The sequence below is a fragment of the Streptomyces sp. NBC_00019 genome (genome assembly GCF_045041015.1).
Lineage (GTDB): Bacteria > Actinomycetota > Actinomycetes > Streptomycetales > Streptomycetaceae > Streptomyces.
In genome coordinates this window covers 1165583-1191641 of the sequence record NZ_CP108302.1, presented here as the reverse complement: position 1 = coordinate 1191641, position 26059 = coordinate 1165583, and the positions used below count along the sequence as shown (strand labels likewise).

Below are 26059 nucleotides of genomic sequence, written 5' to 3'. Positions count from 1 at the left end.
ACGTGTCTGTTCCGGCGAACAGGAACTGAGGAGCCCTATGACAGTCCCCGGACAGACAGCCGCAGACGACGGAGCGGACCACGACGAGTACCGACGGTTGCGGGCCGAGGTGCGCGATCTGCGCGCCCGGGCCCGCGCCCACGCCCTGATCGCGGAGGCACAGGGCATGCTGCGTGAGCGGTATGCCCTGTCCGACGCGGACAGGGCGTTCACGCTGATGCGGCTGGCGTCCCAGCGCTACAACGTCAAGATGCGCACCCTGGCCGAGATCCTGCTGTCCGCCCCGCGCCCGGACGCCCGGGAAGCGCTGTGGTTCCCGCGGCGCGCCCGGCTCGCACAGCCACCCTTGAACTTCCCGGCGGCACGGCAGGTCGGGCCCGGCAACCGCAGCGCCGTCCTGAAGGCCGTACTGAGCCAGACGCTCGCCGTGGTCGGCACGGACATGGGGAACGTCCAGCTCGTCGACCGGGTCAGGGGCGGCCTGCGCATCGAGGCGCACACCGGACACACAGCGGACTTCGTCGACTTCTTCGGCCATGTCGGCGAGCACGGCACGGCCTGTGCGCAGGCCGCACGCGACGTCGCCCAGGTCACCGTGCACGACGTCGAGACGGATCCGGTCTTCGCCACATCCGCCCGCGAGGCGATCCTCGCGGAGGGCAGCCTGGCCTGTCACAGCGTGCCGCTGACCAACTCGTCCGGCATCTGTGTGGGCATGGTCTCGGCCCACCTCGACCACACCATCGGGGACCTGACTGCGGCGCAGCTCAAGGTGCTGGAAGTGGTGGGCGCGCAGGCCGGCCGATGGATCGCCTGGCACGAGCGCACGGTGGTCCTGGACGCCCTGGAGTACCTGCACGCCCTGGGCAACGGAAGCGCCCAGCCGTAGGCCCGTGGGGTGTGCATGGCCGTGACCGGGGCATTCGGAGTGCGGGAGGTCCAGATGAACCCGACTGTCACCGCACGGACCGGCCGGATCGGGGTCCGGCGTTCGACCCGCCGTTCTGCGACGGAGGGTGCAGCCCGGGCGGGACTCGCCGCACGCGGCGTGATCTATCTGCTGGTCGGCCTGCTGGCCCTGCAGATCGCCTTCGGCGACGGGAAACGCCAGGCGGACCGCGGCGGCGCGCTCGCCGAGCTGTCGGACAAGCCCTTCGGTGCCGTCCTGCTGTGGGCCCTCGCCATCGGTCTGGTCTGCATGGCGCTGTGGCGGCTGTCGGAGGTGCTGTTCGGCTCGGTCGGCCCGGACGGACGCAAGGCGAAGAAGCGCCTGCTGGCGCTGGCCCGGTTCGTGTTCTACGCGTTCGTCGCCTACTCCGTGCTGTCGTTCACGGTGGGCTCGGGGTCGAGCGGCGGTGGCAGCGGATCGGGCGACAAGCAGTCCAAGGACGTCACGGCGAAGGTGCTGGACATGCCCGCCGGGCAGTGGATCGTCGGTGTGGCCGGCGCGGGGATCGCCGTCGCCGGTGTGTGGCTCGCGGCCCGGGCCGTCATGCGCTCCTACCGCGACAAGTTCAAGCTCGGCGAGATGTCGCCGCGGATGCGGCGGCTGGTGGACGTGACCGGGGTGGGCGGCGGCGCGGCCCGCGGGCTGGTGTTCGCGGCCGCCGGTGCCTTCGCCGTACGGGCCGCCGTCGACTACGAACCCGACAAGGCGAAGGGCCTGGACGACACGCTCCGCTCCTTCGCCGAGACCCCGCTCGGCCCCTGGCTGCTGGCCCTGGTGGCGGTCGGCCTGGTGCTGTTCGGCCTGTTCTCCTTCGCGATGGCACGCTGGCGCAGGGTGTGAGCCGCCCCGGCGTCAGCCCTTCGGCCGCGCCACCGGTACCCGCAGCGGCCGGGCCAGCCCCACCACACCCTCGTCCAGCCGCTGGAGATGCCGCAGCACCCGGTCGGTGACCCGGCCGAAGCGCGGAGACCCGGGGACGGCGGACTCCAGCATGGAGGCGATGCTCGGCCCCGTCTCGACCTCGTCGGTGGACCGCTCGTCCGCCACGTGTGCCGCGGTCGCACCGATGTTGCTCAGGATGCGCCGCCCCGCCCCACGGAGCCGGGGATCCGCCGCGATCGACGGGTGCGTGGGCAACAGCTCGGCCGTCGCGGCCAGGGAACGCGCGTGATACGCACAGGTCTCCAGCAGCGCGACGACGTACCGCGCGGTGTCCCGCCGGGCCCGCAGCGGGGTGACGGGGTGGGTGAGCGGCTGGGTGGCGGCCCGCAGGTCGGCCAGCGCCTGGTCCAGGTCACGGGCCTTGTCGAGGAGCTCGGCCGGAGGCCCGCCGCTGAGCTGGTCCACCGCCGTCTCGGTGACGTCCGCGAGCCGGTCCAGCACCTCGACCAGAAGGTCGTTCGTACGGCGGTCCGTGCGCACCGGCAGCACCAGCGCCGCCGCGAGGACCCCGCAGGCCGCGCCGAGCGCCGTCTCCTCCACCCGCAGCACCAGCACCGACAGGCTGTACGTGTGCAACAGGGTGTACAGCACGCCCAGCGCGGCGGTGACGAAGAACGACATCAGCGTGTACGACAGGGGCGCTGTATAGAACATTAAAAAGACGCAGACCAGCACCACCGCGAACGCCGTCCAGGTGTGGTGGCCGACCAGCCCCGCCAGCCCGATGCCGGCCACCACCCCGAGCACGGTGCCCAGGAGCCGCCGGTAGCCCTTGACCAGGATCTCGCCCGTGGAGGCGGTGTTGATGAACACGATCCAGCAGGTCAGCACCGCCCAGTACCAGCGCTGACTGGACAGCAGCTCACCGCCCACGATGGCCAGCGACGACCCCACCGCGACCTGCACGGCCGCCCGTGTCGTGGGCCGCCGCAACCCCGCCGGCGCCTCCTCGGCAGGCTCCTCACCGGCGTCGATGGCCGCGTCCTCGGCGTCCAGTTCCTCGCGCGAGCGGGTGGTGGCCGGACTGTCGTCGGACTCGTCCTGCGGCCCGTCGAGAGCGATCCGCAGCCCCAGCACCGCGCGGGCCGCCTCACCGATGCCCCGGAAGACGTCCTGGACGGCCGGTGGTGCGGCCGGCAGGTTCTCCTCGTCCCGGTAGCCCAGCAGCCGGTTGCGCACATGCGAGAGTCCCGTGCCGGGCTGTGTGGAGACCGGCCGCAGGACGAGCAGCCGCAGCGCCTCCAGGTCGCGCCGCACGGTTTCCTTCGCCTCTTCCCGTACGGGCAGCCTCCCGGCCCGCGGAACGGGCGCACCCGGCAGATGCAGGGTCAGTGTGTCCGCCCGCTCCGCGCTGCGCGCGGTCAGCAGCAACAGGCCGAGCCGCTCGGCGGCGACCTCGGCGTCCGCGACGCGCCGCTGCACGAGCCGCGCCACCGCCGCGTCGGCGGTCCCCTCCTCCAGCCGGCCCTGGATCATCAGTGCCGTCTCGTGCAGCCGGGCCGTGCCGTCGCGCACATGCTCCAGGGCCTTCTCCACCTCCTCCGGCCCCGCCGCGTCCAGCAGTTCCAGCTGCGTCGCCACCAGCTGGGCCAGCCGGGCCCGGAAGGCTTCCCGCAGCCGCTCCAGCATCCCCGCGGGCGTCTCGGGCACGAGCGCGAAGCGCGCGACGGCACTGGCCAGGAAGGCGACGACGAGAGTGCCGTAGAGCTGTGGCAGCGCGGAGACGGTCGCGCCGACGAACAGGGAGGCGAAGTAGACCTGGAACCCGATCAGTCCGAGCGCGGTGCCCCGGTCGCCGTACCGGCGCCCGTAGACGGCGCAGAAGATCAACGCAACGAAGAACAGGTCACCGGCCACCACATGGGAGCGCAGCAGGGCGGCGAGGGTGACGGCGGCCAGCGCCACCGGAAGGCCCAGCGCGAGGGTGACGGCCTGCCGGGCGCGCTGTTTCTCCCGGATGGCGAAGGTGGCGACCATGGCCGCGATCGCCCCCGCCACCAGATGGGACACCTCGGCCCGCAACAGCCCGAGCACGGCCAGCGCGAGCGCGATGGCGCCCACCGTCCGCAGCCCGGCCGCCAGCCGCAGCAGTCCGGGGTCGGACGCGGCCACCACATCCCGCAGCCGCGCCCGCCCCGGACGATGTACCTCCCGCACCCCGGGCGGACTACTCCTGACGGTCCGACCCCTCGACATGCGCCTGGACCTGCTCCGGCGTCAGATACGAGTTGGTGTACTCGAAGTCGTGGAGCTTGGCGGCCTTGCGGGCCTGGAAGCCGGTGCGCACGAAGTCGTCGCCCGCGAGGGCGTTGAGCGTCCAGTTGGTCGCGACGCGCACCTTGGCGACGTTGGTGCGCAGCGCCGCCCAGTGGTAGCCGCGGGCCGCGAACTGGGCGGGCAGGCCGCGCAGTTCGATGCCGAGCGGCTTGGACACGGCGTCCGTGCCGCCGAGGTCGACGACGAGTCCGAGGTCCTTGTGGCTGTACGGCGTCGTCGACTGCCCCCGCAGGGTGGCGATGACGTTGTCGGCGACGTGCTTGCCCTGCCGCATCGCGTGCTGGGCCGTGGGCGGGCAGATCGCGCCCTCCTCGTCCTTGGCCTTGTCGGGCACAGCGGCGGAGTCACCGAGCGCGAACACCCCGTCGTGGCCCGGCAGGTTCATGTCGGCGGTGACCGCGAGCCTCCCTCGGACCGTCTCCGCGCCGAGCGTCGCGATGAGCGGGCTCGCGACCACGCCGGCGGTCCAGATCAGGGTGCGGGTGGGGACCACCCGGCCGTCGGTGAAGGTGACCTCCTCCGGGCCCGCCTTGGCGATGGACGTGCCCAGCGAGATCTCGATGCCGCGCTTGGTGAGGATGCGCTGCGCGGAGCTGCCCAGCTTGTCGCCCAGCTCGGGCATCAGCTTCGGCGCGATGTCGATCAGGTGCCACTTGATGAGCCCCGGGTCGATGCGCGGGTAACGCTTGACGGCGGCGTGGGTGAGCTTCTGCAGACAGGCCGCGGTCTCGGTGCCCGCGTAGCCGCCGCCGACGACCACGAACTGCAGCCGCGAGGCACGTTCGGCCTCGTCGTCGCTCGCATCGGCGAGGTCGAGCTGCGCGATGACGTGGTCACGGACGTAGGCGGCCTCGGCGAGGGTCTTCATGCCGAACGCGTGGTCGGTGAGGCCGGGGATGTCGAAGGTGCGGGTGATGCTGCCGGGGGCCAGCACGATGTAGTCGTACGGCTCGTCGACGATCTCGTCGGTGATGGTGCGGATGACGCAGACCTTGGACTTGAGGTCCACGCCGATGGCACCGCCCGGGATGATCTTGGTGCGGTACTTCTTGCTGCGGCGCAGGGAGACGGCGATCGACTGCGGGGTCAGTACCCCGGAGGCGACCTGGGGGAGCAGAGGAAGATAGAGCTGGTAGGCGAACGGCGTCACCAACGTGACGTCGGCCTCGTCGCGGGCGAGTTTGCGTTCCAGCCGGCGCACGCATTCCACGCCGGCGAAGCCTGCGCCAACCACCAGGATCCTGGGTCGTGTCACGGTCTTTCTTCCCTTCTGCGGCTCCGGCGGTCCGAGTCGGACGCCGTTCGCCTGCCCTGGATCTCCGCTTCGCAACATCGATCTCACCGTGCCTCAAGCCGTTCCGCCAGCCGGGTGCGGCAGGCAGACGAACGCGTCGTGCACCACCATGCCCGTCAGGGTGCGCCCGCGCACCGGCTGGGAGTGAATGTCGTGTGTCTCACCAGGGCAGAAACACGTGCACGTCCTTGCTGCTGCTCTCCGTTACCACGCTCACCTGGTCGCACAGGGCGTGGATCAGATGCCAGCCGACACCGCCACCGCCGGTGCTCGGGTGAAAGGAACGCGGGGCCGGCGGGGTGGGATTCGTGTCGTGGAGGGTCACATGGACGCCGTCGAAGGTGCGGCGCATGGACAGGTCGAAACGGCCCGGGGCGTACTGGACTGCGTTGGCGGCCAGCTCCGTGACGACGAGCAGGATGTCGTCCCAGTGCTCGGGCGTCGCGGGTGGCGAGGCTTGTGCGAGCCCGTACAGGAACTCGTCCGCGGCGATCCGCGCAGCCGTGACGCTCTGCGGCTCGCCCGCAAAGCTCGTGGTGCGACTCGGGATCTCCACGGAGGCCAATGGTGCTTCCTGCCTGGTTCGTGTGCCAGTGCTTACGGCGCTCTTCGTGGGCGCCACTTCTGCGAGTTCCCGGGGGCGCTGAGGTCAATCGGACTCCCGGGACCCGAAACCGGGTCACCGGAACACGTTGTCCGAGTCGTCCCAGCCCGTGACCTCCTCGGTCATCTGCTGTCGCGGGGCGGGCGAGCGTGCCTGGTACATCGCGTCGATCTCGAACGCGTAGTGCTCGACGATCGCGTCCCGGCGCAGCTTCATCGACGGTGTGAGCAGCGTGCTGGTGCGGTCGAAGGGTTCCGGCAGAACCCGGAACACACGGATGGACTCCGAACGGGAGACGGAACTGTTCGCCGCGGCCACCGCGCGCCCGATCTCCTCCCGCAGCGCGTTCTCCTCGCGCGCCTCCCGGCTCGGTGCGTCACCCGGCAGCGCGAGTCCGCCGCGCCAGTGGGCGAGGAACTCCGGGTCCAGTGTGATCAAGGCACCCACACAGGGCCGGTTGTCACCCACGAGGACCGCCTGATGGATGAGCGGATGCATACGCAGCCGCTGCTCCAGGAAGGCCGGAGCCACGCTCTTGCCGCCACTGGTGATGATGACGTCCTTCTTGCGGCCGGTGATCGTGAGATACCCCTCGGGGTCCAGCTGCCCGAGGTCGCCCGTGGCCAGCCATCCGCTGCCCAGCGCGGCCCGGGTGGCCGCCTCGTCGTTGACGTATCCCTGGAACACCGAAGGACCGTGCACCAGGATCTCCCCGTCTTCGGCCAGCCGGATGTCCGTGCCCGGCAGGGCCCGGCCGACCGTGCCCGACTTCTCCCGGCCCACGGGCTGTGCCGTGATGCCGCCGCTCGTCTCCGTCAGCCCGTAGGCGTCGTTCACGTAGAGGCCGATGCCCTCGTAGAACAGACAGAGTTCGCGGCCCAGCGGTGACCCGCCCGAGGCCGCGCGGAGCACGCGGCCCCCCAGCGCGGCCCGCAGCCTGCGGTACACCGTCCGCTCGTACAGCGCGTGCTGGAGCCGCAGATCCAGGCCGGGACCCGGTCCCAGTCCCAGCCGATGGCGTTCGACGGCCGCCGCGAAGTCCCGTGCCGTCTCCGCGGCCCGCTCGAACAGGGCGCCGCGGCCCGCCTGTTGGGCCATCCGCAGAAAGTTCTTGTAGATCTTCTCGAAGAGCGAGGGCACGCCGCAGAAGTAGGTGGGCCGGAACGAGAGCAGGGACGCCGACAATGTCTCGGAGCTCAGATCGGGCTCGTGGGCCATCACCAGACTGCCGCGGATGCACAGGCTCTGCACCAGCAGGCCGTACACATGGGAGAAGGGCAGGAAGGCGAGGACCGAGCCCTGCCCGCCCGGCGGCACGACCGTGTGGCCCCACCCCTCCAGCAGGATGTCGCAGGCGCTCGCCAGACCTCGGTGGCTCACCGCGCAGCCCAGCGGCCGACCCGTGGTGCCGGAGGTGTAGACGACGGCCGCGGTGGAGTCCGGCATCACGATGCGACGCAGCGACTCGACCGTGGTGAACGGGATGAACTCGCCCCGCTTCACGAGCTGTTCCAGTGACCCGTCGTCCAACTGCCAGACGTGGCGCAGCCGCGGCAGCGAAGCGCACACCGAGCCGACCGTCATCACGCTCTGCTCGTCCTCGACGATCACACCGACACAGTCCGCGTCCTGCAGGATCCAGGCGACCTGATCGCGTGACGACGTGGGATAGATGGGCACGACCTCGGCGCCGACGGCCCACAGCGCATGGCTGAGAACCGTCCACTCGTACCGGGTGCGCGCCATGATCGCCACGCGGTTTCCGGGGGCGATCCCGGAGGCGACCAGGCCCTTGGCGAGGTCGACGACTTCGTCCCGCACCTCCACGGCGGTCACCTCCTCCCAGGTCGTGGCGGAGGGGTCGGGGCGGCGCGCGAGCATCGGCTGGGTGGGGTTGCGGGCGGCCGTCTCGAAGACTGTGTCGGCGAGTCCGCCCGTCAGCGGCGAGACGGACGGGGGAGCGAGGGCGAGGTCGCGCATGCGCTGCTCCTGATGTGTACGGGGTGTGACTCCACCGATGAGAACTGTTATCGGCGGTGCCCGAATCTAGCCGAGGTGAGCGCGTTCGATGCAGGTATTCGACAACTAGGTCCGACGTGATGATCTCGGAGAGGCCGGTACCCGGAGACCGTTCTACTCCTGCGTGTGGCGCACGCACTCCGTGACGACCTCCCGCAGGCTCCCGGTCCGCGCCAGCAGCTCCCGCTGGACGCGCGCGCCGTTCCCGCGCCGCAACAACTCGGCACAGCCTTCCTGCGCCCGCTCGAGGTCGCCGGTCTCGGCCAGTGCGTCGCCGACGTGGTCGAGAAGTGCCCGTACGACCGTCTCCGCGGGCAGCCGTCGCATGGTCGCCGGATGCAGCAGCTCCTCCGTCAGGCCCGACCGGGCGGCCCGCCAGGCGGCCAGCCGCAGCAGGCTCACACTGTGTCCCGACGGCCTTCGGCCCGCGCGCCACTCACGCGCCGATGTCTCGACGAGGCCGCGGGCGAGGGTGGCGATGAGCGCGGCGGTGGACGCGTGCAGACAGACGTCCGCGACCCGGAGCTCCACCGTCGGATACCGCCGGGACAGCCGCGCGTCGAAGTAGACCATGGCCTCGTCGAGGATGACACCGGTCGCCACCATGTCCGCCACCCGCCGGTGATAGCACTCGGCCGAGCCGAACACCTCGGTCGGACCGGTCGACGGCCACCGCTGCCACACCCGACTGCGATAACTGCTGTACCGCGTGTCCTCACCCTGCCAGAACGGGGAGTTGGCACTCAGCGCCGCCAGCACCGGCAGCCAGGGCTGCATCTGGTCGATCGCACCGACGCCCTCGTCATCGGACTCGACGGATACATGGACATGACATCCCAGGACGAGATCGTTGCTGGTGATGCCGTACTGCTCCGCCATCCACTGATAGCGGCGCCCCACGCCGACCGAGGGGCTGACCGGCAGCGGCGACGACGCGAGCGCGGCGACGGCACAGCCGATCTCCCCGGCGTGCCGGGCCGCCTCCTTGCGACAGCGGACGATCTCCGCGGCGAGTTCCGCCATCTCCGACTGGGGATGGGTGGCGAACTCGAGCATCTGGTTGTGGAGCTCCTTCTCGAAGACGCCACCGTTCGGGCCGTCGTGCGCGGCACGGGCGAGCACCGCGGCCGACAGCGCTCGTGGTTCGCCGGTCTCCGGGGCGACCAGGAGGAGTTCCTCCTCCACTCCGACGGTGCGCACGTGAAGCCGCCCTTCTGCCGCCACAACGAGGTCGTACGCCCCGACTGCCCAGGAGACGACTGATCACACGGGCGACAGCCACACGGTTGCCAGCGGCGGCAGCGTGAGCCGTACGACACCGTCCTCCGGTTTCACCGGGTCGGGACAGGTGGTGACGGCACCGCCGCCGTAGCGTTCCGCGTCGGTGTTGAGGACCTCCTGCCAGGCGGGGACGTCCCCCGGGATGCCCAGCTGGTAGTCGTGGCGGACGACGGGGGAGAAGTTCGAGACGGCGAGGAGGGGGGTTCCTTCGGCGTCGAGGCGCAGGAAGGCGAAGACGTTGTCGTCGGCCGCGTCTCCCACGATCCACCGGAAGCCGTCGGGCTCCGTGTCCCGCTGCCACAGAGCGGGCGTCGCACGGTAGACGGTATTGAGGTCGCGGACCAGGTCCCGCACCCCGCGGTGATCGGGCTCGGCGCCGTAGTCGGGGTCGAGGAGCCACCAGTCCGGGCCGTCGGCCTCCGACCACTCCGCACCTTGGGCGAACTCCTGGCCCATGAAGAGGAGTTGTTTGCCCGGGTGGGCCCACATGAAGCCGAGGTAGGCGCGGTGGGTGGCGCGTTGCTGCCACCAGTCGCCGGGCATCTTCGACACCAGCGACTGCTTGCCGTGGACGACCTCGTCGTGGGAGATCGGCAGGACGAAGTTCTCGCTGTAGGCGTACACCATGGAGAAGGTCATCTCGTGGTGGTGGTACTTGCGGTGGACCGGCTCGTGCTGGATATAGCCCAGGGAGTCGTGCATCCAGCCCATGTTCCACTTCAGACCGAAACCCAGACCACCGCTCTCCGTGGGCCGCGTCACCCCGCCCCATGCGGTGGACTCCTCGGCGATCGTCATGACCCCCGGCACCCGCCGGTACACCGTCGCGTTCATCTCCTGGAGGAACGCCATCGCGTCCAGATCCTCGCGCCCGCCGAACACATTGGGCGTCCACTGACCGGAGTCGCGCGAGTAGTCGAGGTAGAGCATCGAGGCGACCGCGTCCACCCGCAGCCCGTCGATGTGGAACTCCTCGCACCAGTAGACGGCGTTGGCGACCAGGAAGTTGCGCACCTCCACCCGACCGAAGTCGAACTCGTACGTCCCCCAGTCCGGATGCTCGGCCCGCCGCCAGTCTCCCGGCTCGTACAACGGCTCCCCGTCGAACCGCCCCAACGCCCAGTCGTCCTTGGGGAAATGAGCCGGAACCCAGTCCATGATCACGCCGAGACCGGCCCGGTGCAGGGCGTCCACCAGATACCGGAAGTCGTCCGGCGAGCCCAGCCGCGAGGTCGGCGCGTAGAACCCGGTGACCTGGTAGCCCCAGGAGCCGCCGAAGGGGTGCTCGGCGACCGGCATGAGCTCGACGTGGGTGAAGCCGAGGTCCTTGACGTACGCCGGGAGCTGTTCAGCGAGTTGACGGTACGTCAGTCCCATTCGCCAGGAGGGCAGATGGACCTCGTACACCGAGAAGGGAGCCTCGTGGACCGGCACGTCCCCGCGCCGCGCCAGCCACTCCTGGTCGCCCCACTCGTAGCGGGAGGCCGTCACCACGGACGCCGTCGCGGGCGGTACCTCGGTACGGCGTGCCATCGGGTCGGCCTTGAGGAAGCGGTCGCCGGAGCGGGACGTGATCTCGAACTTGTACCGTGCGCCCTCGCCGATGCCCGGCAGGAACAGCTCCCACACCCCGGACGCGCCGAGGGACCGCATCGGGAACGCCGTCCCGTCCCAGCAGGTGAACTCCCCGGCGACCCGCACACCCTGCGCGTTGGGCGCCCACACCGTGAAGCGGGTGCCGGTCACACCCTCGTGGGTCATGGGCTCGGCACCGAGCGCCTTCCACAGCTCCTCGTGCCGGCCCTCACGGATGAGATGCAGGTCGACGTCACCGAGGGCGGGCAGGAAGTGGTACGGGTCGTGCACCTCCTGCTCGTCGTCGTCCTCGTAGGAGACCAGCAGGGTGTACGGGGGAATCGCCTCCAGCGGGAGTACGCCGGAGAAGAGGCCGTCGCCCTCGGACGAGAGTCTGCTGCGCTCGCCCTCGACGACCACGTTCACGGCACGGGCGAAGGGACGCAGCGTCCGGAAGGCGATCCCGCCCGGCACCGGGTGGGCGCCGAGCACGGAGTGCGGGTCGTGATGGGCGCCCGACAGCAACCGCGTGCGGTCGGCGGGGTCCAGGGGAGGTGCGGCACGGCAGGGGAGTGGACCGCCGGCCTCGGGAGGTGTGGTGTCGCGCAGTGCCATGGCTTCAGGCTCCTCTCACGGCGAGACGTTCGATCGCCGCCATCGGCACGGGCAGCCAGTCGGGGCGGTGCCGGGCCTCGTACAGGACTTCGTACACGGCGCGGTCCGTCTCGTAGGCGCGCAGCAGGCCGTGCTTCTTGCGCGGGTCCCACCCGGCGAGCGAGGCATACCCCGCGCAGTAGGCCTCACGGCAGCGGCGCGCCCACTCCGGACGCCAGGGGCGGCGCTGGCGGGCGGCGTAGTCGAAGGAGCGCAGCATGCCGGCGATGTCCCGCACGGGGGAGTGGGTGCTGCGGCGCTCGGCGAGGGGACGGGACGGCTCACCCTCGAAGTCGATCACGAACCACTCGCGGCCGGCCCGCAGCACCTGCCCCAGGTGCAGATCACCGTGGATGCGCTGGGCGGGCGGACCGGGATCACAGGTGATGAGGGCGGCGAACGCGGTCTGCAGCGCGGGGACGTACGGCTGGAGCGCGGGTACGCAGTGCGCGGCGGCGTCGAGCCGCTCGGTCATCGCGGCCGCCGTCCGGGCGTTCTCGGCGTGTGCCAGGGCCGGGAAGGCCGAGGCCAGCGCGAGGTGCACCTCCGCCGTGGCCCGTCCCAGCTCGTGGGCCTTCGCCGTGAAGTCGTCGCCGGAGGCAAGGGACTGCAGAGCCAGTGTCCAGCCGTCGGACGCATCGGGCAGGAAGGGCTGGAGCACGCCGAGCGTCGCCTCCTGCGGCTGCGTCGTGCGGAACCAGGCGACCGGCGCGGGCACCCGACGGCACCCCTGCCCGGCCAGTGCGCCCGGCACCTCCAGGTCGGGGTTGACGCCGGGCTGGATACGCCGGAAGACCTTGAGGATGAACGAGTCCCCGTACACCAGCGAGGTGTTGGACTGCTCGGCGTCCAGCATGCGCGGCACGAGCCCCGCGGGCACGGACGCGGACGGGTCGGCCTCGAAACACAGGGGGCCCGCCGTGCCGGGGTGCCGCAGCCGCTCCAGGAGCAGCTGCGCGACCCGCGAGTCCTGGAGCGCGTCGTAGACCGTCAGACCGGCCAGCGGCCCTTCCTCCGCCCGCCCGATGAGGGCCCGGCCGAGACGCGGCGACAGGTGCTTGCGTACGCCGAGCAGCAACTGGTAGCAGTCGCCGGTCGCGGCGGTGCCGCCACCGGGGACGGCCGCGTGTCCGGTCTGCACCAGCAGGTGCAGACAGCCCGGGAACAGCTCCGTCATGGACAGCAGCGAGAGGTCCGAGACGGGCCGGTCCTTGCCCGCGAACCAGCGCTGCCGGGGCAGCCACTCGCGCAGCAGCCCGGCGAGCGAGGCCATGGGCCCGGGGGCGGTCGTGCTGCCCGGGTGGGGGAATGCGGTCTTCGGCATGGTGACGCCTCCTTTCACCGGCGGACGTTCAAGGTCGGCGGCCGATGCGGGATGCGACTCGGGAGAGCCGGAACCAGTAGAAGCCGTGCCCTGCCAGCGTCAGCAGGTACGGCAGTTCACCGATGGCGGGGAACCGCACCCCGCCGATGAGTTCCACGGGGTGGCGTCCGTCGAAAGCACGGAGATCGAGTTCGGTGGGCTGTGCGAAGCGGGAGAAGTTGTGCACGCACAGGACGAGGTCGTCCTCGTACTCGCGCAGGAACGCGATGACGGCGGGGTTGGACGACTGGAGTTCGGTGTAGGAGCCGAGGCCGAAGGCGGGGTTCTGTTTGCGGATCTCGATCATGCGGCGGGTCCAGTGCAGCAGCGAGGAGGGCGACGACATGGACGCCTCGACGTTGGTGACCTGGTAGCCGTAGACCGGGTCCATGATGGTCGGCAGATAGAGCCGTCCGGGGTCGCAGGACGAAAATCCTGCGTTGCGGTCGGGTGTCCACTGCATGGGGGTGCGGACGGCGTCGCGGTCGCCGAGCCAGATGTTGTCGCCCATGCCGATCTCGTCGCCGTAGTAGAGGATCGGCGAGCCGGGCAGGGAGAGCAGGAGTGCGGTGAACAGCTCGATCTGGTTGCGGTCGTTGTCGAGCAGGGTGGCGAGCCGCCGCCTGATGCCGATGTTGGCGCGCATGCGGGGGTCTTTGGCGTATTCGGCCCACATGTAGTCGCGTTCCTCGTCGGTGACCATCTCCAGGGTCAGCTCGTCGTGGTTGCGCAGGAAGATGCCCCACTGGCAGCTGGACGGGATGGCGGGGGTCTTGGCGAGGATTTCCGAGACGGGGTAGCGCGATTCCCGGCGCACGGCCATGAAGATGCGGGGCATGACGGGGAAGTGGAAGGCCATGTGGCATTCGTCGCCGCCGGACTGGTAGTCGCCGAAGTAGTCGACGACGTCCTCGGGCCACTGGTTGGCCTCCGCCAGCAGCACCGTGTCCGGGTACATCAGGTCGATCTCGCGGCGCACCCGCTTGAGGAAGTCATGGCTGGCGGGGAGGTTCTCGCAGTTCGTGCCCTCGGCCGCGTACAGATAGGGGACGGCGTCGAGGCGGAAGCCGTCGATTCCCAGGTCCAGCCAGAAGCGAAGGGCGGCCAGGATTTCCTCCTGGACCGCCGGGTTCTCGTAGTTGAGGTCCGGCTGGTGGGAGAAGAAGCGGTGGAAGAAGTACTGCTTACGCACCGGGTCGTAGGTCCAGTTGGAGGCTTCGGCGTCGACGAAGATGATGCGGGCGTCGGCGTATTGCTTGTCGTCGTCGGCCCACATGTAGTAGTCGCCGTAGGGGCCGTCGGGGTCCTTGCGGGACTCCTGGAACCACGGGTGCTGGTCGCTGGTGTGGTTCATGACGAAGTCGATGATGACGCGCATGCCGCGCTGGTGGGCGGCGTCGACGAATTCCACGAAGTCGGCGAGGTCGCCGAACTCGGGCAGGACGGCGGTGTAGTCGGAGACGTCGTATCCGCCGTCACGCAAGGGGGACTTGAAGAAGGGCGGCAGCCACAGGCAGTCGACGCCCAGCCATTGCAGGTAGTCGAGTTTGGCGGTGAGGCCCTTGAGGTCGCCGACGCCGTCGCCGTTGCTGTCCTGGAAGGAGCGGACGAGCACCTCGTAGAAGACGGCACGCTTGAACCAGTCGGGGTCCCGGTCCTTCGCGGGAGTGTCCTCGAAGGTGTCGTGGACGGGCTCGTTGACGGTCATGACGCTCTTGCCCCTCCGGTCTCGGATGCCGATGGCTGGACATGGAGCACGTGCGCGGGCGCCCGACCGGGTTCGAGGCGCACATAGTTGGTCCGGCCCCAGCGGTAGGTCTCACCCGTCAGTTCGTCGTGCACGGACATGGACGGGTTCCCGTCCAGGCCGAGTTGCGGCATGTCCAACGAGACCGTGGCCTCCTGGGTGTGATGAGGGTCGAGGTTGACGACCACCAGAACCGCGTCCGGGCCGGTGCGCTTGCTGTACGCGATCACCGCGTCGTTGTCGGTGTGGTGGAAGTGGATGTTCCTGAGCTGCTGCAGGGCCGGGTGGCCCCGACGGATCGTGTTCAACCGTGTGATCAGGGGGGTGATGCTGTCGGCTGTCTCCCAGTCGCGGTGGCGGAGTTGGTACTTCTCCGAGTCGAGGTATTCCTCGCTGCCGGTGCGCAGGGGGGTGTTCTCGCACAGTTCGTAGCCGCTGTAGATGCCCCAGGTGGGGGAGAGGGTGGCGGCCAGGACCGCGCGGATCTCGAAGGCGGGCCGGCCGCCCTGCTGGAGGTAGGCGTGCAGGATGTCGGGGGTGTTGGCGAAGAAGTTGGGCCGCATGTAGGCGGCCGCCTCACCGGACAGCTCGGTGAGGTACTCGGTGAGTTCTTCCTTGGTGTTGCGCCAGGTGAAGTAGGTGTAGGACTGCTGGAAGCCGATCTGTCCCAGGGCGTGCATCATGGCCGGGCGGGTGAACGCCTCGGCCAGGAAGATCACGTCCGGGTCGCCGGCGTTGATGTCCGCGATCACCCGCTGCCAGAAGACGACCGGTTTGGTGTGCGGGTTGTCGACCCGGAAGATCCGCACGCCGTGGTCCATCCAGTACCGCAGCACCCGCAGCGTCTCCGCGATCAGGCCGTCCATGTCGGCGTCGAAGGCGATCGGGTAGATGTCCTGGTACTTCTTCGGCGGGTTCTCCGCGTAGGCGATGGTGCCGTCCGGGCGGTGGTGGAACCACTCCGGATGCTTCTGCACCCACGGATGGTCGGGGGAACACTGCAGGGCGAAGTCCAGAGCGATCTCAAGATCGTGCCTGCGGGCCTCGGACACGAACCGGTCGAAGTCCTCGATCGTCCCCAGATCCGGATGGATCGCGTCGTGCCCGCCCTCCGGAGAGCCGATCGCCCACGGCACCCCGACGTCCTCCGAAGCGGCCGACAGGGTGTTGTTCGGGCCCTTGCGGAAGGTCGACCCGATCGGATGGATCGGCGGCAGATACACGACATCGAACCCCATCGCCGCGATCGCCCCGAACCGCCGCGCGGCCGTCCGGAAAGTGCCGTGCGGGTGCTCCGGCGTGCCCTCGGACCGCGGGAAGAACTCGTACCAGGCCCCGTACAGCGCCCGCTCCCGCTCCACCAGCAGCGGCAGCACCTCCGAGACCGTCACCAGATCCCGTAGCGGATACCGCGCCAGCACCGCGTCCACTTCAGGCGTCAACGCCCCCGCCAGCCGCGCCGAGATCGACAGCGAATCCCCGCGCAGCGCCTCCGCGGCGGCCAGCACCAGTCCGCGTCCCGCTTCGTCCGGCACCCCGGCCGCCGCCCGGAAGTAGAGGTCGGCGCCCTCTTCCAGCACCAGGCCGACGTCGATGCCGGCCGGGATCTTGATGCCGGCGTTGTGGCGCCAGGTGGCGATCGGGTCGCTCCAGGCCTCCACGTGAAAAGTCCAGTGGCCCAGGGCGTCGGGGGTGACATCGGCGCCCCAGCGGTCGCTGCCGGGAGCCAGTTCACGCATCGGCGTCCAGGGACCCGGGCTGCCCTCGGGATCGGTGAGCACGACGTTGGCGGCGACCGCGTCATGGCCCTCGCGGAACACCGTGGCGGTCACCTGGAACGTTTCCCCGACGACCGCCTTGGCCGGACTCCGGCCGCCGTCGACGAGCGGCTGGACGTCCCGTACCGGGATGCGGCCGATGGTGGTGCTGGCACTCATGGGGCTCACCTCCGCCGTGCTCGAGGCCGGGCCCGTGGCCCGGCCGGGGATCGAAGCTGCGCCGGAAGGGACTACCTCCCCGCGGGGGTACGCAGGAGCCTCACCGGCGGACCCCGCCTGGCCGAGGCGGTCGTGCACACCTGCTCGTCCTGCTCGCTGAGATAGGAGACGGGGTTCGTCCGCAGATAGCGTTCCGCGGCGTCCGCGGCCTCCCGCGCACAGCGCTTCCCCATGAGGACGCAGAGGGTGTAGCCCGAGTCCTCGAAGGATGCCCGCGCCCCGCGATCGGCGGGGGAAGCCAGCATCACGCGTTCCCGGGCCCGGTAACGCCGCAGTTGCCGGGCGACTTCGGCCTTGGCCGGTAGCAGCATGGCGCCGTTCACCTTCCATGGAGAGTTTCACTCATGGTGCACGGGCGACGACGCAGCGTCTTGTTGGGTCTTCAACCATCTCGGTGGTCGCTCGTGTTGCACGAATGGCGTAGCACTCCCACAGTTGAGGTGACTCAGAAGCGATCACTGCTCACGCTCCGCGTTCGGGGCTTGTCCCGCCGGGACGAGGAGGAGCTGGAGCTTCGCCGGTGAGGAGCCAACGACGATGAAGACCGCAGTGCCCCGCTACTACCACCTCGATGTGGAAGTCACCCCGGAACGGGTCGGCCAGGTCAGCCGGATTCTGGCCGCTCACCTCCGGTACTGGGACCTCGACATCCTGGTCGAGCCTGTCTGCCGCGGTGCCGAACTGCTGCTGAAGGCCATCGACGAGCACGCGACCGACAAGTTCACCTCGATCGAGATGTGGTGGAACGGCCAGCACCTCATCACGGCCGTCGGCGACAACGACCGCGATCTGCGCCCGGACCAGGATCTGCGCGGATGTCTGGAGCACATCGCCGCGATGAGCGACGGCTGGGGGTGCTGCGCCACGGACACCGGCAGCAAGGTCATCTGGTTCTCGCAGCGCGCCAGGGCCGGCGGACGTGTGCCGCTGGTGCCGACGGCGCCGGTGCCGAGCGTGCGCGAGGTGCTTCAGGTGCCCCGCGAGGAGCCGGTCGTGGGCGGCGTGCTGGAGGACGCCCGGTGACCGCAGAGCGCCGTCGCAAGGCAGGGGTGCCCGTCTGGAGCGGGCACCCCTACCCGTTGGGTGCCGCCTTCGACGGGCAGGGCACCAACTTCGCGCTGTTCAGCGAGGTCGCCGAGTGCGTCGAACTCGTCCTCGTCGAGGACGACGGCAGCCATCGCAGCGTTCCCCTTGCCGAGGTCGACGGCTTCGTATGGCACTGCTACCTGCCCGGGATCGGGCCGGGGCAGCGCTACGGCTATCGCGTGCACGGGCCCTGGCACCCGGAGCTCGGCCACCGCTGCAACCCGGCGAAGCTGCTGCTCGATCCGTACAGCCGGGCGGTGGACGGGCAGGTGGACGATCATCCCGCGCTGTACGACCCGGCCGCCGACAGCGCCGGACACACCATGCTCGGTGTGGTCACCGACCCGTTCTTCGACTGGGGCGAGGACCGCCCGCCCCGACGCTCCTACGCCGACACCGTCATCTACGAGGCCCACGTCCGCGGTCTGACCCGCACCCATCCCGACGTCCCGGCCGAACTCCGCGGCACCTACGCCGGGTTGGCCCACCCCGCGGTCGTCGAGCATCTGACGTCCCTCGGTGTGACGGCCGTCGAGCTGATGCCGGTGCACCAGTTCGTGCAGGACGGTGTGCTGCAGGGCCGCGGCCTGTCCAACTACTGGGGCTACAACACGATCGGCTTCTTCGCCCCGCACAACGCCTATGCCGCCCGGGGCACCCGCGGTCAGCAGGTCAACGAGTTCAAGTCGATGGTGCGGACACTGCACGCGGCCGGCCTCGAAGTGATCCTGGACGTCGTCTACAACCACACCGCCGAGGGCAACGAGAGGGGGCCGACGCTCTCCTTCCGAGGCATCGACAACGCCTCCTACTACCGGCTGGTGGACGGTGACTGGGGGCACTACTACGACACCACCGGCACCGGGAACAGCCTGCTGATGCGGCACCCCTACGTGCTCCAGCTGATCATGGACTCGCTGCGTTACTGGGTCACCGAGATGCACGTCGACGGCTTTCGCTTCGACCTCGCGGCCACACTGGCCCGGCAGTTCCACGAGGTGGACCGGCTCTCGGCGTTCTTCGACCTGATCCAGCAGGACCCGGTGATCAGCCGCGTCAAGCTGATCGCGGAACCGTGGGACGTGGGCGAGGGCGGCTACCAGGTGGGCAACTTCCCGCCCCTGTGGTCGGAGTGGAACGGCAAGTACCGGGACACCGTGCGGGACTTCTGGCGCGGCGGCGAACACACGCTCGGCGACTTCGCCTCCCGGCTGACCGGCTCCTCCGACCTCTACCAGCACAGCCGGCGCCGACCGCGGGCCAGCGTGAACTTCGTGACCGCGCACGACGGCTTCACCCTGCGCGACCTCGTCTCGTACAACGACAAGCACAACGAGGCCAACGGCGAGGGCAACCGGGACGGCGAGAGGGACAACCGGTCCTGGAACTGCGGTGCGGAGGGCGAGACCGACGACGCGTCCGTGCTGGAGCTGCGCGCCCGCCAGCAGCGCAACTTCCTGGCCACGCTCCTGCTCTCGCAGGGCATCCCCATGCTCTGTCACGGTGACGAACTCGGCCGCACCCAGCGCGGCAACAACAACGCCTACTGCCAGGACAACGACGTCTCCTGGATCGACTGGCGGCTGACCGGCGAGCAGCGCGACCTCGCCGACTTCACCCGGTACGTCATCGGACTGCGCGCCGCCCACCCCGTGCTGCGCCGCCGGCGCTTCTTCCGCGGGGAGACCGTGACGTACGCGGGTCAGCCGCTGTCCGACCTCGTGTGGTTCGCGCCGGACGCGCGCGAGATGACCGACGGGGACTGGCTGCGCTCCGACGCGCACTCCGTCGGGGTCTTCCTGAACGGTGACGCCATCGCCGAACCGGACCCCTGCGGCCGGCCCGTGCTGGACGACTCCTTCCTGCTCCTGCTCAACGGCTACTGGGAGCCGGTCGTCTTCCGGCTGCCGGAACCGGCGTACGGCGAGCGCTGGATGACCCTGATCGACACCGCGGAGCCGAAGGCGGCCCCCGACGAGACGGAACACAAGGCGGACTCGACTCTGACGGTCGAGCCCCGCAGCCTGGTCCTGCTGTCACGGCCCCCGGCGAACCCGCCGCGGCCCGCCGCAGGCCAGTAGGGGTAGGAACCAGTAGGAAGGTGGCGAGCGCGCCGGCCGGGCTCAGTGCACGCGGCGCGCCGTCACCGTGAACCGGGCGCCGTCGGGATCGCGCAGCACGGCCTCGTCGCCGCCCTTCGACAGGACACTCCCCCCGTGTTCCTCCGCGGCCCGGGCGCAGGCACCGACGTCCGAGACGGCGAAGTGCACCTGCCAGTGCGGCCGAATGGTGGGGTCGGGAGCCGCGTCCAGCGCGCCCGACTCGATACGGGCCACGATGTCGCCCTCGCTGCGCAGCACGACCTCGCCGCCCTCGTAGCGGACCTCGCAGCAGCCGGGACGGTCCGACGCCCAGTCGAGGATCTCGCCGTAGAAGATGGCGGCGTCGAAGGCGTCGCGTGTGTGCAGTGTGATGAAGGTCGGGGCCGCGCGGCGCCATTTCCCCCAGTTGGCGACGAGCTCCCCCTCCCAGATCCCGAAGGTCGCCCCGTCCCGGTCGGCCAGCAGCGCCGCCCGCCCGGGCGGGAAGGAGAGCGGCCCGACGGCGGCGGTGCCGCCCCGTTCCTGCACCCGTGCCACGGCCTCGTCCGCGCTGCGCACGGCGAAGTACGGCGTCCACGCCACCGCCATCTGCCACATCGTGGCGACCGCGGCGATTCCGGCCACCGGCGTCTCGTCCACCACGGCCATCCGGAACCGGTCGCCGAGCTTGGCCGGGCGCCATTCCCAGCCGAGGACAGCGGTGTAGAACGCCTCGGCGGCCTCCTGGTCCCGGGTGGTCAGGCTCACCCAGCAGGGGGCGCCGAACACGGCGTGCGTGGAGACGACGTCCGTCGTGCCACCGGGTCGTCTGGTGTCCTGGTTCATGTCAGTCGCGTCCTGGTCTCGCCGGCCGGCAGCCACCGGTCCTCTACCAGTGTCCAACCGGAACCGTGCCGGGCGCCTGTCGAGTACCCGGCGGACGTGGCCGAAACGAGTGGTGTGCGCCCGGTGGCACTGGGCCGCTCGAGTGAGCAGGATGGTGGTATGAGCGCGGGACAGGATGACGCCGGTGGCGAGGCGGGCCGCATTTTCGAGCTGCAGGAAGAGGTCGAGCAGCTGAAGGAGGCCGTCGCCTCGCACGCCGTCGTGGACCAGGCGATCGGCATGATGGTGGCGCTCGGACGGGTGACCCCGGACCAGGGCTGGGTCGTACTGAAGGACGTCTCCCAGCGCACCAACATCAAGCTGCGCAATGTCGCCGATCTGATACTGATCTGGGGACGGAACGGGGACCTGCCCCCGGAGATCCACGCCGAGCTGGAGGCGGCTCTCGACCGCCACGGACCGGCGCAGATCCCGGAGGCGTCGTCTGAGTGACCTTCCGGCGTCAGCGGACCTCGGCCAGCAGCTCCTCACGGATCCGGTCGAAGCAGCCGCTGAGGAGACGGGAGACGTGCATCTGGGAGATGCCCAGCTCCTCGGCTATGCGGCTCTGCGTCATGCCCTGGAAGAACCGCAGATAGAGGATGGTCTGCTCGCGCTCGGGCAGGGCCCGCAGACAGGGGCCCACGGCGACGCGGTCCACGACGACGTCGAAGCGGGGGTCGGGGGCGCCGAGCGCGTCCCCCAGGGCGTACCCGTCGGTGCCGGGCATCTCCGCTTCCAGCGACAGCGCCGAGAAGCACTCCAGGGCCTCCATGCCGGAGCGCACCTCGTCCTCGCTGAGCTGGGCGCACTCGGCGATCTCGGCGACGGTGGGGGCCCGCCCCGCCGTGGTCTGTGACAGCTCCTTGAGGGCGGCGCGCACCCGGTTGCGCAGATCCTGGACCCGGCGCGGTACGTGCAGCGTCCACATGTGGTCGCGGAAGTGCCGTTTGATCTCGCCGGTCACGGTCGGCACGGCGTACGCCTCGAAGGCGTGGCCGCGCGCGGGGTCGTAGTGGTCGACGGCCTTCACCAGGCCCAGGGCGGCCACCTGGTACAGATCCTCCAGGGACTCGCCGCGGCCCTTGAAGCGGACCGCTATCCGCTCGGCCATCGGCAGCCACAGCTCGACCAGCTCGTCCCGGAGCGCCTTGCGTTCCGGGCCCTCGGGCAGGGTGGCGAGGCGTTCGAAGGAAGCGGCGGTGTCGGGGGCGTCGTCGTGCGGATGTTGCTTCGTTCTGGTGGTGACGCGCATCGCGCGCACCTCCCTCAACGGTGCTGGGTGACAGACACCATGGGAGCCACGCGCTCGGACCTGACGGAGGGCACCGGGGACGGCTCCCACGGACGTGCCTCCTGTCCGAAGCACTGACAAGCAAATGCCCAGTGGAGGAGATCCTAAACAATTCAGGACAATTCACTCAGAATGCTGCACGGACCGAAGTTCGCATTCTCAGCGTGAGAGACCTTGACCGTTCCTTGGGTCCATTACCTCTGCTACAGAGGTAATCTCGGCGGCGTGGAACAGGAGACCTTCCCGGAAGAGCTCGCCGACGCGCTCGTCGGCGTCCAGCGGCTGATCCGGCGCCGGTTGCGCCGCGAGATGCCCGCACCGCAGTTGCGCGGCGCCGAGGTCGAACTGCTGCGGCTGGTCGTGGACCGGCCCGGGATCGGCATCTCGGACGCCGCCAGGGAGCTCTATCTGGCGGGCAATTCGGTGTCGACGCTCGTCAACCAGCTGGCCCGGCAGGGCTACCTGGTCCGGGAGACCGACCCGGCCGACCGGCGTGCCGCCCGTCTGATGCCGACTCCCGCGGCCGAGGCGCGGCTCGGCGAGTGGCGCAAACGCCGCGCCGACCTCGTACGACACCAGGTGGCCCGGCTCGACGAGGCCGACCTGGAAACCCTGGCGGCGGCGATCCCGGCCCTGCGCCGCCTGGCCGACAACCTGGGGGAGGAACCGTGACACAGGACGCCGTCACCTGCACCGGACTCGTGTACGCCTTCGGTGACACCAACGCCGTCGACGGGCTCGACCTCACCGTGGCCGAGGGCGAGGTCTTCGGACTGCTCGGGCCCAACGGCGCCGGGAAGACCACGGCGATCCGCTGCATGACCACGCTCCTGCCGGTACCGGCGGGCATGGTCCATGTCTTCGGGCACGACACCGCCGGGGACCGGATGGCCGTACGGCGGCTGCTCGGCTACGTGCCGCAGCAACTCTCCGCCGACCAGGGCCTGACCGGCCGCGAGAACGTCGCCCTGTTCGCCCGTGTCTTCGACGTGTCCCGCCACGAGCGCGCCGCCCGCGTCGCCCAGGCCCTGGACGCCGTCGACCTCACCGACGCCGCCGACCGGCTCGCCAAGACCTACTCCGGCGGCATGGTCCGCCGCCTCGAACTCGCCCAGGCACTGGTCAGCGCGCCCCGTCTGCTGATCCTCGACGAGCCGACCATCGGACTCGACCCGATCGCCCGGACCGGTGTGTGGGAGCACATCAACGCCGTCCGCGCGGCCACCGGCATGACCGTGCTGGTCACCACCCACTACATGGACGAGGCCGACCAGTACTGCGACCGGGTCGGCCTCATGCACCGCGGCCGCATCCGCGCCCTCGGTACGTCGCAGGAGCTGCGCCGGGGACTCGGTGAGCGCCGGGGCGCCCGGGCCACCGACCCGCTGCCCACGCTGGAGGACGTCTTCCGCGACATCGCCGGCAGTGGACTCGACGACCAGTCAGGAGACTTCCGCGATGTCCGAAGCACCCGCCGCACCGCAGGCCGTGTCGGCTGACCGCATCGGTCTGCTGCTGAAGCCGCCGCAGCCCCGCGCGGGCTGGCGGCTGGTCCCCGCCCGGGTCGGCGCGATGTGCACCGTCGAACTGCAGAAGCTGCGCCACGACCGCACCGAGCTCTACACCCGGGCCGTCCAACCCGCCCTGTGGCTGCTGATCTTCGGCCAGACCTTCACCCGGATCAAGGCGATCCCCACCGACGGCATCCCCTACATCGACTATCTGGCACCGGGCATCATCGCCCAGTCCGCGATGTTCATCGCCATCTTCTACGGCATCCAGATCATCTGGGAACGGGACGCCGGCATCCTCAACAAGCTCCTCGTGACCCCGACCCCGCGCTCGGCACTGATCACCGGGAAGGCGTTCGCGGCCGGGGTGAAGTCCCTGGTCCAGACCGTCGTCGTGATCCTCATCGCCGCCGTCCTCGGCGTCGCCCTGACCTGGAACCCGCTCAAACTGCTCGGCGTCGCGGCCGTCGTCGTCCTCGGATCCGCCTTCTTCTCCTGCCTGTCCATGACCATTGCCGGCATCGTCCTCAGCCGCGACCGCCTGATGGGCTTCGGCCAGGCGATCACCATGCCGCTGTTCTTCGGCTCCAACGCCCTCTACCCGCTGTCCGTCATGCCCGGCTGGCTCCAGGCCGTCAGCAAGGTCAACCCGCTCAGCTATCAAGTGGACGCCCTGCGCGGCCTTCTCCTCGGCACGCCCGACCATCTCGCGCTCGACTTCGCGGTGCTGTTCGTTGCCGCCGCACTGGGCATCGCCGCGGCCTCGTCGCTGCTCGGCCGTCTCGCGCGCTGATCATGCTCATGGACGTGATGTGCGGCACGCCCGCCGGGCGCAGTGCGCCCCCCGTCGGCGAGTTCTTCCTGCGCACGGCTTGATCACTGATCAAAGGGGGTGAACCCGCTGGCCACAGCGCATTCCGCTCATTTGACAGTGCACTGAGCACACAGATAGGAAGCAGCTCTCTGAGGGACAAGAGGTGGATTGTGTACGAGCCGAACGTGGTCGGGGACTGGCAGGAGTACGACGAGCATGCCGGCCTGCGTGTCCGCGTCCACGGGCTGGAGGCCTCCGAGCCACCACGCGGCCGGGACGACGCCGCCGAGGGGCTCACGTACTTCACTGTCCGTGTGACCGTCGAGAACCGCGGCGGCCGGAACTCCACCATCCACCTGGAGGACGGCCAGATCGATGTCCGGGTCGGCCCCGACGGCGAGAGCGCGTTCATCGACTGGCGCAACTCGCAGTTCATCGAGGGCTTCGACGTCTACCCGCTGCGCCGGGCCACCGCCGTGCTCTACGCGGCCGGCCCCGAGGCGTCCCTGAGCCTGGTCGACGTGCAGATCCAGCTGCGGGTCGACGACGACTGGGCCGACCGCCGGCTGTGGGCGGGCGGCATCGGTCTGCAGGAAGGCGCCGTCCAGGCGGCGGCCGGCCGGGAGGGCCTGGCCCACCAGGTGAGCAACTTCCTGCGGGACCAGGCCGAAGAGGGCACCGCCTGACGGTCGGTGCCCGTTGCGGCATCAGTGCGGATGTCGCCTCAGTGCGGGATGCCGTCGATGATCTCGCGGGCTCCCTGACGCAGCAGTGCCACCGCGACCGAGGTGCCCAGCGTGGCCGGGTCGAGCCGGCCCGCCCACTCGTGGGCGTTCAGCCGGGTCTTGCCGTCCGGGGTGAACACACAGGCACGCAGGGACAGTTCGCCCCCGTGGTCCACGCGCGCGTACCCGGCGATCGGGCTGTTGCAGTGGCCCTGCAGCACATGCAGGAACATGCGCTCCGCGGTGGCCTCACGGTGGGTGTCCGGATCGCCGAGCCCGCTGACCGCGTCGATCACCTCGGTGTCGCCCTCACGGCACTGCAGGGCCAGGACGCCCGCGCCGATCGGCGGCATCATCGTCTCGGGGGAGAGGACCTCGCTGATCACGTCCTCGCGGCCGATGCGCTCGAGGCCCGACACCGCGAGCAGCAGCGCGTCCGCCTCTCCGGCCGCGAGCTTGGCCAGCCGCCGGTTGGCGTTGCCGCGGAACGGCACGCACTCCAACTCCGGATGGGTGGCCGCCAGTTGCGCGACCCGGCGCACCGAGGAGGTCCCGATGCGGGTACCGGCCGGAAGCTCGTCCAGGGTGAGTCCACCCGGATGGATCAGGGCGTCGCGGATGTCGTCCCGCTTGAGGAACGCGGCGAACGTCGTCCCCGCCGGGAGCGGCCGGTCGGCGGGTACGTCCTTCACGCAGTGCACCGCGAGGTCGGCCTGCCCGGCCAGCAGTGCGGCGTCGACCTCCTTGGTGAAGGCGCCCTTGCCCTCGACCTTCGACAGGTCGCCCATCCACTTGTCGCCGGTCGTCTTCACCGGCACGACCTCGGTGCGCACCCCGGGGTGCAGCGCGGTCAACTCGGCGCGGACACGCTCCACTTGGGCGAGCGCCATGGGCGAGTCGCGGGAGACGATACGGATCAGTTCGGGCACGGGCATGCGGACACGATAGACCCTCGCGGTCG

At 70.2% G+C, this 26059-nt stretch carries 22 protein-coding genes; 9 read left to right on the top strand and 13 right to left on the bottom strand.

From position 1 onward, the window contains the following. Positions 1-37: 37 nt before the first annotated feature. Positions 38-889, top strand: coding sequence for an ANTAR domain-containing protein (locus OHU89_RS05880; RefSeq protein WP_405640481.1), 852 nt, complete (start codon positions 38-40; stop codon positions 887-889). A gap of 54 nt (positions 890-943) precedes the next feature. Next, positions 944-1789: a DUF1206 domain-containing protein gene (locus OHU89_RS05875; protein ID WP_405640478.1), complete on the top strand. Its 846-nt coding sequence runs from the start codon at positions 944-946 to the stop codon at positions 1787-1789. Between the two features lie 12 nt (positions 1790-1801). Here the strand turns inward: OHU89_RS05875 and OHU89_RS05870 are convergent, their stop codons facing one another. The 10 genes from OHU89_RS05870 to OHU89_RS05825 form a co-directional block, all read right to left on the bottom strand. After that, complete coding sequence (locus tag OHU89_RS05870; RefSeq protein ID WP_405640475.1) at positions 1802-4048, bottom strand: FUSC family protein; 2247 nt, start codon at positions 4046-4048, stop codon at positions 1802-1804. 10 nt (positions 4049-4058) lie between these two features. Further along, the gene (locus OHU89_RS05865; RefSeq protein WP_405654338.1) at positions 4059-5402 is read right to left on the bottom strand and encodes an NAD(P)/FAD-dependent oxidoreductase; all 1344 of its coding nucleotides are present in this window, start codon (positions 5400-5402) and stop codon (positions 4059-4061) included. A 220-nt stretch (positions 5403-5622) separates the two neighbouring features. After that, positions 5623-6027, bottom strand: a complete 405-nt coding sequence (locus tag OHU89_RS05860; RefSeq protein WP_405640473.1) for an ATP-binding protein — start codon at positions 6025-6027, stop codon at positions 5623-5625. Between the two features lie 114 nt (positions 6028-6141). Further along, positions 6142-8046, bottom strand: a complete 1905-nt coding sequence (locus OHU89_RS05855) for an AMP-dependent synthetase/ligase (RefSeq protein ID WP_405640470.1) — start codon at positions 8044-8046, stop codon at positions 6142-6144. Between the two features lie 153 nt (positions 8047-8199). After that, complete coding sequence (locus OHU89_RS05850; RefSeq protein WP_405640467.1) at positions 8200-9285, bottom strand: glutamate--cysteine ligase; 1086 nt, start codon at positions 9283-9285, stop codon at positions 8200-8202. Positions 9286-9348: 63 nt separating this feature from the next. Next, positions 9349-11556, bottom strand: coding sequence for a 1,4-alpha-glucan branching enzyme (gene glgB / locus OHU89_RS05845; RefSeq protein WP_405640464.1), 2208 nt, complete (start codon positions 11554-11556; stop codon positions 9349-9351). Positions 11557-11560: 4 nt separating this feature from the next. Continuing rightward, positions 11561-12919, bottom strand: a complete 1359-nt coding sequence (locus OHU89_RS05840) for a maltokinase N-terminal cap-like domain-containing protein (protein ID WP_405640461.1) — start codon at positions 12917-12919, stop codon at positions 11561-11563. A 28-nt stretch (positions 12920-12947) separates the two neighbouring features. Next, entirely contained in the window at positions 12948-14666 is a 1719-nt protein-coding gene (gene treS, locus OHU89_RS05835) for a maltose alpha-D-glucosyltransferase (protein WP_405640459.1), read from the bottom strand. Beyond that, positions 14663-16642, bottom strand: a complete 1980-nt coding sequence (locus OHU89_RS05830; RefSeq protein WP_405640456.1) for an alpha-1,4-glucan--maltose-1-phosphate maltosyltransferase — start codon at positions 16640-16642, stop codon at positions 14663-14665. Before OHU89_RS05830 ends, treS begins: the two co-directional genes overlap by 4 nt. Before the next feature lie 71 nt (positions 16643-16713). Beyond that, positions 16714-17013, bottom strand: coding sequence for a DUF5133 domain-containing protein (locus tag OHU89_RS05825; protein WP_405640453.1), 300 nt, complete (start codon positions 17011-17013; stop codon positions 16714-16716). A gap of 226 nt (positions 17014-17239) precedes the next feature. Between OHU89_RS05825 and OHU89_RS05820 the strand changes: the two genes are divergently transcribed. Then, a complete protein-coding gene (locus OHU89_RS05820; protein WP_266896948.1) occupies positions 17240-17725 on the top strand; it encodes a pep a2 in 486 nt (161 codons plus the stop codon). 26 nt (positions 17726-17751) lie between these two features. Continuing rightward, positions 17752-19869 carry a glycogen debranching protein GlgX gene (gene glgX, locus OHU89_RS05815; protein ID WP_405654336.1) on the top strand — a complete coding sequence of 706 codons (2118 nt, stop codon included), beginning with the start codon at positions 17752-17754 and terminating at the stop codon, positions 19867-19869. Between the two features lie 42 nt (positions 19870-19911). Here the strand turns inward: glgX and OHU89_RS05810 are convergent, their stop codons facing one another. Continuing rightward, the gene (locus OHU89_RS05810; protein WP_405640450.1) at positions 19912-20715 is read right to left on the bottom strand and encodes a VOC family protein; all 804 of its coding nucleotides are present in this window, start codon (positions 20713-20715) and stop codon (positions 19912-19914) included. A gap of 159 nt (positions 20716-20874) precedes the next feature. On the opposite strand from OHU89_RS05810, the gene OHU89_RS05805 reads away from it, so the two are divergent. Beyond that, on the top strand, positions 20875-21207 hold the full coding sequence (locus OHU89_RS05805) for an ANTAR domain-containing protein (RefSeq protein ID WP_405640448.1): 333 nt from the start codon (positions 20875-20877) through the stop codon (positions 21205-21207). A gap of 10 nt (positions 21208-21217) precedes the next feature. On the opposite strand, the gene OHU89_RS05800 is transcribed toward OHU89_RS05805, so the two are convergent. After that, entirely contained in the window at positions 21218-22009 is a 792-nt protein-coding gene (locus tag OHU89_RS05800) for a SigB/SigF/SigG family RNA polymerase sigma factor (RefSeq protein ID WP_405640445.1), read from the bottom strand. Between the two features lie 264 nt (positions 22010-22273). Here OHU89_RS05800 and OHU89_RS05795 point away from each other — a divergent pair, with 264 nt between their 5' ends. The 4 genes from OHU89_RS05795 (at position 22274) to OHU89_RS05780 (ending at position 25059) form a co-directional block, all read left to right on the top strand. Then, on the top strand, positions 22274-22720 hold the full coding sequence (locus tag OHU89_RS05795; protein ID WP_266896958.1) for a MarR family winged helix-turn-helix transcriptional regulator: 447 nt from the start codon (positions 22274-22276) through the stop codon (positions 22718-22720). Then, entirely contained in the window at positions 22717-23547 is an 831-nt protein-coding gene (locus OHU89_RS05790; RefSeq protein WP_405640442.1) for an ABC transporter ATP-binding protein, read from the top strand. The genes OHU89_RS05795 and OHU89_RS05790 overlap by 4 nt, the downstream gene beginning before the upstream one ends. After that, the gene (locus tag OHU89_RS05785; protein WP_405640439.1) at positions 23507-24352 is read left to right on the top strand and encodes an ABC transporter permease; all 846 of its coding nucleotides are present in this window, start codon (positions 23507-23509) and stop codon (positions 24350-24352) included. Before OHU89_RS05790 ends, OHU89_RS05785 begins: the two co-directional genes overlap by 41 nt. A 191-nt stretch (positions 24353-24543) precedes the next feature. Beyond that, positions 24544-25059 (top strand): hypothetical protein, encoded by a 516-nt coding sequence (locus OHU89_RS05780; protein WP_266896964.1) that lies wholly within the window; start codon positions 24544-24546, stop codon positions 25057-25059. 38 nt (positions 25060-25097) lie between these two features. Here the strand turns inward: OHU89_RS05780 and hemC are convergent, their stop codons facing one another. Then, entirely contained in the window at positions 25098-26033 is a 936-nt protein-coding gene (gene hemC / locus OHU89_RS05775) for a hydroxymethylbilane synthase (RefSeq protein ID WP_405640437.1), read from the bottom strand. Positions 26034-26059: the final 26 nt, after the last annotated feature.